13 protein-coding genes, 1 tRNA gene and 1 pseudogene are annotated in these 9,440 nt (G+C 69.7%); 5 read left to right on the top strand and 10 right to left on the bottom strand.

The window, feature by feature from the left end; all coding sequences use genetic code 11:
- Positions 1-548 precede the first annotated feature (548 nt).
- Together AC13HU_RS23330 and AC13HU_RS23335 are read left to right on the top strand one after the other, a co-directional pair.
- On the top strand, positions 549-815 hold the full coding sequence (locus AC13HU_RS23330; protein WP_483043890.1) for a hypothetical protein: 267 nt from the start codon (positions 549-551) through the stop codon (positions 813-815).
- A 91-nt stretch (positions 816-906) separates the two neighbouring features.
- Positions 907-1,812 carry a helix-turn-helix transcriptional regulator gene (locus tag AC13HU_RS23335; RefSeq protein WP_483043891.1) on the top strand — a complete coding sequence of 302 codons (906 nt, stop codon included), beginning with the start codon at positions 907-909 and terminating at the stop codon, positions 1,810-1,812.
- Between the two features lie 318 nt (positions 1,813-2,130).
- Here the strand turns inward: AC13HU_RS23335 and AC13HU_RS23340 are convergent, their stop codons facing one another.
- From AC13HU_RS23340 to AC13HU_RS23375, 8 genes and pseudogenes are all read right to left on the bottom strand, one after another.
- Entirely contained in the window at positions 2,131-2,415 is a 285-nt protein-coding gene (locus AC13HU_RS23340; protein ID WP_483043892.1) for a hypothetical protein, read from the bottom strand.
- A 145-nt stretch (positions 2,416-2,560) separates the two neighbouring features.
- Entirely contained in the window at positions 2,561-3,082 is a 522-nt protein-coding gene (locus tag AC13HU_RS23345) for a hypothetical protein (protein ID WP_483043893.1), read from the bottom strand.
- 305 nt (positions 3,083-3,387) lie between these two features.
- Positions 3,388-3,537: pseudogene (locus AC13HU_RS23350) on the bottom strand (transcriptional regulator); the annotation flags it as partial.
- Between the two features lie 141 nt (positions 3,538-3,678).
- Positions 3,679-4,203 (bottom strand): flavoprotein, encoded by a 525-nt coding sequence (locus AC13HU_RS23355; protein ID WP_483043894.1) that lies wholly within the window; start codon positions 4,201-4,203, stop codon positions 3,679-3,681.
- Entirely contained in the window at positions 4,200-5,000 is an 801-nt protein-coding gene (locus AC13HU_RS23360) for a hypothetical protein (RefSeq protein WP_483043895.1), read from the bottom strand. The genes AC13HU_RS23355 and AC13HU_RS23360 overlap by 4 nt, the downstream gene beginning before the upstream one ends.
- Before the next feature lie 222 nt (positions 5,001-5,222).
- A complete protein-coding gene (locus tag AC13HU_RS23365) occupies positions 5,223-5,402 on the bottom strand; it encodes a hypothetical protein (protein ID WP_483043896.1) in 180 nt (59 codons plus the stop codon).
- Positions 5,403-5,464: 62 nt separating this feature from the next.
- The gene (locus tag AC13HU_RS23370; RefSeq protein WP_483043897.1) at positions 5,465-5,998 is read right to left on the bottom strand and encodes an NUDIX hydrolase; all 534 of its coding nucleotides are present in this window, start codon (positions 5,996-5,998) and stop codon (positions 5,465-5,467) included.
- Between the two features lie 58 nt (positions 5,999-6,056).
- On the bottom strand, positions 6,057-7,394 hold the full coding sequence (locus tag AC13HU_RS23375) for an NsdA family TPR-like regulatory protein (RefSeq protein ID WP_483043898.1): 1,338 nt from the start codon (positions 7,392-7,394) through the stop codon (positions 6,057-6,059).
- A gap of 128 nt (positions 7,395-7,522) precedes the next feature.
- Between AC13HU_RS23375 and AC13HU_RS23380 the strand changes: the two genes are divergently transcribed.
- From AC13HU_RS23380 to AC13HU_RS23390, 3 genes are all read left to right on the top strand, one after another.
- Entirely contained in the window at positions 7,523-7,810 is a 288-nt protein-coding gene (locus tag AC13HU_RS23380) for a hypothetical protein (protein WP_483043899.1), read from the top strand.
- A 202-nt stretch (positions 7,811-8,012) separates the two neighbouring features.
- Positions 8,013-8,324, top strand: a complete 312-nt coding sequence (locus tag AC13HU_RS23385; protein ID WP_483043900.1) for a hypothetical protein — start codon at positions 8,013-8,015, stop codon at positions 8,322-8,324.
- Between the two features lie 118 nt (positions 8,325-8,442).
- Complete coding sequence (locus tag AC13HU_RS23390; RefSeq protein ID WP_483043901.1) at positions 8,443-8,595, top strand: hypothetical protein; 153 nt, start codon at positions 8,443-8,445, stop codon at positions 8,593-8,595.
- 26 nt (positions 8,596-8,621) lie between these two features.
- Here the strand turns inward: AC13HU_RS23390 and AC13HU_RS23395 are convergent, their stop codons facing one another.
- Positions 8,622-8,768, bottom strand: a complete 147-nt coding sequence (locus AC13HU_RS23395; protein WP_483043902.1) for a helix-turn-helix domain-containing protein — start codon at positions 8,766-8,768, stop codon at positions 8,622-8,624.
- Between the two features lie 566 nt (positions 8,769-9,334).
- Positions 9,335-9,406 (bottom strand) — tRNA-Val (locus AC13HU_RS23400).
- Between the last annotated feature and the right edge of the window lie 34 nt (positions 9,407-9,440).

The raw sequence follows: 9,440 nt of genomic DNA on the forward strand, positions 1-9,440 counted from the left end.
GTGGCACGCAAGCAGATCGCCGGCACCAGGGGCCGGCAGCGCAACGCGGCCACTCCGGCCCAGCCGCCGAGCCCCATTCCTGCCGACTCTCCTCAGCCATGAGCATGGTCGGCCCGCGTCGTTGCGGCGGCGTACTTCACGCACGATCACCGGGGCACTCGTGCCCCAAAAGACAACGCTGAGTAATGATCTTGGCCTGCCCGAAATGAGCGATGATCGGTCAACCACCGCACATCATGCGAGGTGACGGAACAGACCACCCCCAACTCGGCACGCCCCACGCAAGCCTGACACGGCATCACCGACAGGCCGTCCGCCACACGGAGCAATCTGTAGCGGTCGGCTTCTTGTGCGAACCGACACCAGACAGACGTATGCCCTCGGGCGGGCGGCAATCCCGCCGAGGGCGTGGCACCACGAGCGGAGGACTTGGTGGCATCTGCCCACCGCAACGCGGCTGATCTCGACCACGCAGCGCAAGCCCGCCTCCCCTCACCGGACTTTCATCCGTGCGGCCATGGCGGCCTCGCAGACGCAGGGGGGCCGACATGGTTGGTAAGCCGCTGAAGACCTCGGAACTCAAGAAGGAGATTCGCGAGGTCGTCGAATCCCTCGTCGAAGCCGGCTGGTCCGCGCACAAGGAGGGGCACAAAGGCAGGCTCTACTGCCCGTGCGGATGCTCCACGATCCCGGTTCCCGGCACACCCAGGGACGTGGACGCCACAGCCAGGCGCATCAGGGTGGCCGCCGCACGCTGTCCGAAGCCGGAGGATTCCCCGCAGCGCAGCCCCGCCCGCAAGAGGGAAGCGTCTTGAAGCAAGATTACCCTTTGCCCGCCTTTGCCACCTTTCGGCGTTGACGAATGACAACAGCTCTGACATCCTTACCCGCGTAGAGAGGGGGCTCATGAACTATGAATTGACCTTCGTCGTGTCAGGCGCATCCGTCGACGACGACGCCGCTGTCGACGCTCTCGAGGAACTCGACGCGATGCTCTTTCGCGGCGGCGGCGTCGACCTGCTGACCATCACAGCAACCGGGGAGGACCCGGTCCGTGCCGCTCGTTACGCGGCGGCGAAAGCCATCAACGCCGTCCCCCGCCTGCGTGTACACCGGGTCGATCGCAATCTCGTCGGCATCACGGAGATCGCCGAACGAACCGGTCGGAGCCGGCAGAACGTGGCTCAGTGGATCAGCGGCGAGCGACAGTCGGACAAGCCGCCGTTTCCTCGGCCCGAGGGGACGGCAGGCCGCTCCAGAGTGTGGCTCTGGTCCGAGGTGAACGCCTGGCTCCACGGCATCGGCCTCGCCGACGGCCAGCAGTACCCGAGCCGCGACGAGATGACGATGATCGACCATGCCCTGCTCACCACGACGACCATGACCATCACCTTTGACTGCCCTGCTGAGGACCAGTTCGCCTCGGAGCGAGAGGCGGTTCGTCGAGAGATCGAGCGATCCGAAACTCTGCAGGACTTGGTGCGCGGTCTCGCCGACAATGCGAGCACACTCGATACGCAGGGCCGCCACACCATCGTCATCGCCGGCCAGTCGGAGCTGGCGGGCGACGTTATGGAACGCATGCTCGACTATGGCCACGACGTAGTCCTCATGACCATGGCCGACCGCCTCTTCGCCGCAGTGATGTCCACGACACGGCAACCGAAACCGGTCCCGCTCGTGCCGGTTCCGCTGACCGCGACGATGAAGGACTGGGTCGACCTCATGTGGAAGCACCCGAACGCGGCCTTCGCCTTGTCCAGCGCCGGACAGGCTCAGCCCAAAGACGCTGTGTACCGAGACGCTGCCTGAAGTCCAGTAGACGCCGACCCCGGGCACATTTTCACCGAGCCCGGGGTTTCATGTGCCGCCGCCCGTCCCGGGCAAGTGAACAGACCCTTTTGGCGTGGTGGCTCATGCCGGAACGCAGCCGGCCCCGCGCCGGGTTCCGGCCGCACGTGGGGCGCGGGTGCGGGAACGTCAGTGGCCCGGGTCGGGTCTCGCCTCTGCTGTCGGGAACACCGGCAGGCGGCAATGCCCGGCCGCGGGTAGCGGGGCGATGAGGTGCCCGGTATCCGGCGGTCGGTGGAGGAGGTCCGGCCACTCACGCCACCACGCCGTGCCCGACGGTCAGTCGGGAACGACGCACCAGATCCTGTACTTGGCCGCGCCCCAGCCCTGGACGGAAACGGTTCCCGGAGCGCAGTCCTGGTAGACCCATTCGCCGCCGGGGACGCAGGTGTCGAACCCTGTCCCGTCCACTCGCTGGGCCCCGACGAACGGGCAGAGTTCCTCGTCGGTCACGACGTGGGGGGACGAGGCCGTACGGACAGGGGCAGCGGCCAAGGCTGCGCCGGTCTGGGCGAACGAGGCGGCGGCGAGCAGTGCCACGACGGCGTGGGTGCGGAATCGCACGAATACTCCTTCGTATGCGCAGAATGTGCGGCACAAGCTTCCCGGCGGGTCCGGAGTGACATGGCCGGTCAGCCGTTCGTGGGCGCGGCGCGGTCGGCCGCGAAGTGGCGGCCAGGGCGTCCGCGCCGGTCGGCCCCTCGGGCTGTCAGTTCGACAGCGTGTACACGCCGGTGCCGGTCGCGGAGGTCACCCCGCCCGGGAGCGCGCAGGCCGAGGGGAGGTTGCTGAGGGTGTACGAAGCGGTGAGGGTGTCCCCGGTGAAGGGGCCCGAGGTGATGGTGCCGCTGTTCACGCTGACGAGGGAGCCGTTGGTCTGGAGCACACGCAGCGCCGTGAAGGTGAAGTGCGAGGTGGTCCGGTCGTTCCAGGTGATGTCACCCTCGACCTGGAGGCTCCCCGCGGTGCAGGAGAAGGAACTGCTGGAGCCGTGCGCGGCGATGGTCCCCGAGGTCATCCCCGCCTTCCCCACGCAATTGTCCAGGGTGCCGGGCCCGTTCAGGGTGACGGCCGCGGGGGTGAGGGTCAGCCCGGGGGTGTATTGCGGGGCGATGGTACTCGTACAGGCCAGGTCGACAGCGGTGGCGTGGGCCGTCGAAGTGGCGGCGAGAGTGGTGCAGGCGGCGAGGGCGAGCGCGGCGGCGCCCGTGACGGGACGGAGAATACGCACGGCGGCGCCTTCCGGTCGGAGGACGAACGGCCGGGGCGGCGTTCCCTGGAGAACTACGCTTCCCCGGCAATCCTCATGCGATCCGGCCCCGCGATTCACGCGAACGAGGTTTGCCCGCCAAGTGGCCGAGTCTCCGCTGCCGCGCCGGCCGCCGACGGTGGCCCGGCCCCGGCACAGCCTGCGTCCTCACCTGCGGACGTCTCGGAAGCTGTTGTCCTTCCGAAGGCGATCGGATCATGGACGTCCCGGCCGACCGGGACGGTGATGCCCGAGTGGCCCTCATGTGGCCGAGCGTGCCACTGTCGCTACCTCAGCGCATCGATCGCGCGCACGATCAGCACCCGCGCCTCCGCCCCGTACACGGCCCTCTGCCGCAACTGCTCGAACGCAGCGATGTACAGCGCGATCTCGGTCGGCTGCGTGATGTTGACCTGCGCGGAGATCAGTTCCACACTCCGGGCGGGCCGCATCCGTCCACACCGCACGGCCGGCGGACAGCGCCCGGATCCGCTCGTTGATGGCAGCCGCCGTCGGGAGCGGCGGATCACCGGTGGGCGTCTGCGGGGTCGTGCGACAACCCTACGGGGCCGCCACCCTCAACCGAGAGCCGCCACAGCCCGCTCCCACGGGAACGCTTTCGGGTTGCCCTGCTTCGGCGGATGCGACTCGTACCCGTCCGGGCCGCCAAGGTACGTCACGCCCTGCGCCGTCAGGCGGCCGATGCTCTCCTGCACCGCCGGCTGGGCGCCCTGCGCGCGGTTGAAGTACGGCATGGCGAACACCGGGACGCCCATGTGGACTCCCTCCGACGGCAGACCGATCGCGAGGGTGTCGGAGATCCCGGCGCCCCACTTGTTGAGGGTCGTGCACGAGATCGGCGCCACCAGCATCGCGCCCGCCTTCGGCAAAGCGTCCTTCTCCCACGGCAGCTTGTACTGGCTGCGCACCGGATGCCCGGTCAACTCAACCAGCTCGCCCATGCGCGGCTCCCACCACCGTGCAGCCGACGGGGTCAGCACCAGGCACACATCCCACCCCGCGGCCTGCGCCGCACGCACCCCCTCATCCACGTATTGGGTCGGGCCGGCAGCACACGCGATCAGGTACAGCACACGAGTCATGCCCGGAGTCCACACCGAGCCGCCGGCGCACGCAACTCCCCGCTGGGTACGGGGCTCGCACCGACCAGATCCTCTACCAGCGCCCGCGTCGACTGCCTGCCCCGCACCTCCTCCGGCGCAAGACGTTCCGCCTCCAACAATGCCTGCACAGCAGGGTCCTTGTACCGTGTCAAGAGCTGACTGCGTGCCATCGTGATGAGGTGCTGCGCCCGACGCTCCCGGGCAATGTCCGCAAACGCCGCCGGGTCCAACTCGCCAGCCGCCTCGACCGCAGCCCAACCATCCTCGAACCGGGCGAGGACATCAATCCGGTGCATCAGCACGTTCGTCGGCCCGAACGCCGTCCAGTCCTCATTGAGGTCCGCGCCCTGCCGGTCGGCCACGTCGGCGGCCTCATCCACATGACCGGTCGCCGCACGCACCGCGGCGGTCGGCCGTTCCTCCGCAGCCGCGGCGATCGCGGCGTTCAGGTGCAGCATCCCCAGCGTGGACAGCCCCGCAGGTCCAGCGGCCACCAAGTCGTCATGCAGCGCGGCCGCCGACTCGACTGCGAACGCGACGGCCGCCGCCGAACGACCCTGGTAGAACAGCGACTTCGCAACGCGCCGCGAGGCGGCGCCGATCGCGACCGCGTCCCCGGAACGCTGCGCCGCGGCAAGCGCCCGGTCGGCGACGGCTGCGGCCTGCACGGCGGTCGCCGGCCCGTACTTGTGGAGGAAGCTCGCGGCGAGCTGAAGCACGCGGGAGACCAGCACGTATGCCTCGGAGCCGTCAGTGCGGGCTGCGGCCTGCTGCACGGCGACAACCAGCCCGGGAAGGTCCCGGCCGAGCGCCGTGTAGTGGCACGCCTGGAACGCCTCGCAGCAGTACGCCAACCGGCGCCGTAGCTCTCCAGTCCGCTCGGTCCACCCAGCCGTCCACGATCTGGTAGACGCCGCCCCTGATCGACTCCTCCGACCAGTCCGAGACGTCCATCTCCTGGCCGTCCAGGGGGCCGCCGACGTACCGGACGATGCGCGTCACGCCGCCAGCTCCTGCTCCCGGGCCACTGCCTCACGCCATTCGGCGCGCAGCAGTGCCAGCTCGGCCAGCGCCGCCCGCGTCCACACCGCACGCCCCTCGCTGAGCCGCCGAATCTGCGCGTTGATATCCGCCGCCGACGGGCGCGCGGCATCAACAGGCGACGACTCGGGGATCATGCGACAAGCCTACGGGGCGGCACCCACAGCGGAGCCTCCGCGCGCCACCTGGCACATGCCACTCAGGACACGCGCAGGTGATGCAGCAACAGCAGCGCTGCAACCGCATTCGCCGACCGCACCTCACCCCGTGCGACCAGCGCTGGCACGTCGGCCAGCGGCACCCACTCGCGCCGCTCCGACTCGAAATCGTCCTCCGGGTGCCCCACATAGTCCGCGGACTCCGACCAGTACACGTGGTGCCGTGCGTCGCTGAGCCCGTTGGACGGCTCCACCGTCAGCAAGTGCCGCAGCGGTCCCGGCCGCCACCCGGTCTCCTCCAGCATCTCCCGAGCAGCCGCCTCCTCAACAGACTCGCCCTTCTCCACCTCGACAACGCCGGCCGCCAACTCCCAACCCCACGTGTCGGTGATGAAGCGGTGCCGCCACAGCAGGAGCACCTCGCCTGCTTCGTTGACCGCGGTGGCCAGGGCGACCGGGCGCTGCCGGATCAGGTAGTGGTCAAGGTGCCGGCCGTCGGGCAGTTCCACGTCCGCGAGATTGACCCGCAGCCACGGGTTCTCGTAGACCGTCTTCTCCCCAAGGTTCTTCCACACCGACACGCCGCGCTCCCGTCCTGGACACCAGTTCCGGGACGCTATCGCAGCACGCCACCTACAGGGGAACCGACAGCGACGCGTCGATCTGCTCCACCGCGTCCCGACTGACCGCCGACCCATGGTCGGCGAGCATGCCACGCAGCCGCACGAACCGATCCCGGAGCCGCTGCGACTCCTGCCCGCGGGACAAGGTCAGCGCATCCAGGGTGTGCGCAGCCGCCAACTCGGCTTCGCCACGGCCGAGGTCGGCGGTCGCCAGGGTTGCCAGGCGGTGGATGGAGCCGCGGGCGTGCGCCTGGGCCCGGACCGCCTCGGTGGCGTAGTTCTGGGCGGGCGCCCAGTCGCGGAGGCTGATGAGCGCCTCCGCGAGCTGAGCCTCGACGAGGCCCGGTTGCACGTAGCCAAGTTCGGCGGGCTCCTCGCCCGGCCGGATACGGGCCGCGGCCTCCTCTGCGGCAGTCATGCAGCGGTGCGCGCCGGCCTGGTCGCCCATCCGCGAGAAGGCTTTGGCCTGCATGGCGTACAGGTCCGTGGCCAGCGCGGGAGAGATCGCGGTGCCCGCGGCGCGAATCCCGGCCTCGGCGAACGCGACCGCCTGCCGGTAGTCGCGCATGAAGATCGCCTGGTTGACGAGCAGCGCGATTACGTACCCGCCGAACGCCCGGTCGCCGCTGGCTTTGGCAAGGCGTAGCGCCTGGTGGAAGTACCTCTGCGCGAGGCCCTGCCGGTTGGAGTCGTAGGAGCAGATCCCCGCGACCGCCACGAGTCCCCCGACGGCCCGGTGCAGTTCACGGCCGGTCGCGTCGGTGTACGCGCCGCGGACGAGGGGCGCGGTCTGGTCGGCGAGGAACCGCACGACGCGGCCGCGGGTGGCCACACCGCCGGCCTGCCGGTACATCGCCTCATAGTGCAGGCGCGCGGCGCGCAGAGTGTCGATGTCGCCGTGGCCCACGCGCATGTTGCCGGGCCGGGACACGTCGAGGTCGTCGGGCGGGTTCTCCCACTCCCACACGGGGCCGATCGCGGGCAGTCCGGTGATGAGCGGGGTCTGTTCAACGTCGGCGCGTTGCTGCCCGTCGCCCCGCCACAGCGCGGTAGATCGCTCGATGAACCCGGCGAGGGGCGGCGCCGCCGGGGCCGCGCTGCCGGTCGGGCCCATGCCGATGTCGGCGATGCTGATGGGCCGCCCGAGGCGGTTGGCGAGGATGTCGCAGATCAGGTCGGGCACGATGCCACGCGGCCGCGCCCCGCCGAGCCAGCGGATGACCGCGGTGTGGTCGTACCGCATCTTCTTGCCGCGGGCCTGTCCGGCTTTGTTGATGCGCGCGGCGAGTCCTTTGCGGGACATGCCAGCCTCGTCCAGTAGGGCGTCGAGGAGGGTGTTGGGCTCCATGCGGTCCTCGCTCACTCTCAGTGCATTGAGCGTAGCCAACTCCCGGACACACAGTGTGTGTTTCGACCACCCGCACACAGGTCCGGTACACACTCCCGCACCGGGCCGAACGGGCCGACTCTCAAGACATGGCTGCTGATCACGACGGGCCGACGGTCCGTGACCTCCTCGATAAGCCGCTGCGGGTGCCGCGGGTGCCGTTCCTGGAATCGGCATGTGCGCGCATTGCGGACCGACCCCTCGACGACATCCTCACGGAACTGGATCAGGTCGTCGCGGAGCATGTGACGGTCGAGGGAAGCCGCCGCTTGAACGTCCTGGTCAGCGTCCTGTATCAGCGCGCCGGCGCGTCGCTGCCCCTCACGGAGCGGTTGCGGGCGCGCATCCAGAAAGCCCAGTCCACCAGCAAGGAGTGATCACCATGTCCTGTGGCGTTCCCGGCTGCCGTAAGGGTGGCTGCACCACCGACCCCAAGCCCACGCCGACCAGCACCAGCTCGAAGAAGTAGCCGGGCGGCATCCGATGGCCACCACCAAACCGGCAGCGTCACCGGAGTGCGCTGCGTCCGATCGCCTCGCCTGGCCGGAGGCGCACGACCGGTGCGCGGGCAATATGGTGATGAGACTGCCGGGCGACACCGAGGCGAACACGCCCGTGCAGACGTACCGGTGCGGCTGCGACTGCCACGCCGGCCAGGCGCAGCGGACCGTATATATCGCCGGCCCAGGCGCGACGCCGACCGCGCCCGGACACCCGATGGCCGAGCAGCCCGGCCGGCGGGTGGTCGGGACGTGTCACTGCTGCCAGGCACCTGTACGCCAGGGCGACGAGCGGCGCGAGGCAATCGAGCACGGCACCGCCGCGGCACCCGAGGTTCTGGTGCACCGGTGGGCGTGCGCCCCGGTGAACGGCCGATCACCCGTCAAATAGGACTGCCGTGGTTGGTCCCACGGCACCGCCGCGGCCTGCTCGCCGCGGCACGGCCCCGGCGCACGCCGACCCCTGTCGCGCCGGGGCCAACCCCCCATCCACACCCGAGGAGACGAGCATGCCCGACACCCCCGAGACGCCCGATGAGGAGCGCGCAGCCGCAGCCGCAGTCGACGACCTCGCGTTCATCGCTGGCGACACCACCCGCGACCAGTCTGAGCGCGATATCGCCATGGCTGCGCTCCGCGCCATCGCCGAGGAAGGGCAGTAGTAGCCGCCCAACCTGGTGCCGCCCCGTCACCCGCGGGGCGGCTCCGCTACGAGCTGAGCGAGCGGTACGGCGAGAGCGTCTGCGATGAGGAGCAGGTGATCGAGCCGCGCCGAGGCGACCGCGGTCTCGATGCGGACGATGGTCACCCGGTCGAGGTCCGCGCCTTCAGCCAACCGTTCCTGCGTCCAGCCCTTCGCCAGTCGTACTTCGCGAATCTGGTCGCCGATCTGCCGACGGCGCGCGAGGACGCGTTCGGGGATCGGGTCTGATGGCGCGGGTCCACGCTGTGTGGACCATGATCAAAAGTCTGTAGCGTAAACGCCACATCTGGTGGGGACGTACAGACCAGAGCGCGGCCGGTCGTGGGTGTGCTCAGATCCGCCCCGACCCGGCCGCCAGCGCTCGATTCCGGTCGAGCGCGCCGCCCCGTCTGCATCGGCAGGCGGGGCGGTCTACTGTTCGCGAGAAGGGCCCCCGTCGGCGTATGCGACGGGGCCCGCTCCCTGTGCACTCTGTCTCCCCGACTCGGTGCGCAGGCGTGTGGAGGGCTCAGATCTGGCGCGCGTGGGGGAGTCACGCCAGCCCCCTCCGACTTGGCACTCTAGCCGGGATGTTGGCGCGATTTGATCCCTCGAACGGGTGACCTGACGGCGGAGTCAGGTGGGGATGTGGACTCCATGTGGATTCAGGGCACGAAAAGGCCCCCTCAGTGGTGCTGCTGAGGGGGCTGGACCCGGGGTGGGCGTGGACGGTTTCGAACCGCCGACATCCGCCTTGTAAGGGCGGCGCTCTACCACTGAGCTACACGCCCCGGGGGTTTGCGATGTCACAGATTACCCCGGGGT

The sequence above is a fragment of the Streptomyces sp. NH27 genome (genome assembly GCF_056859195.1).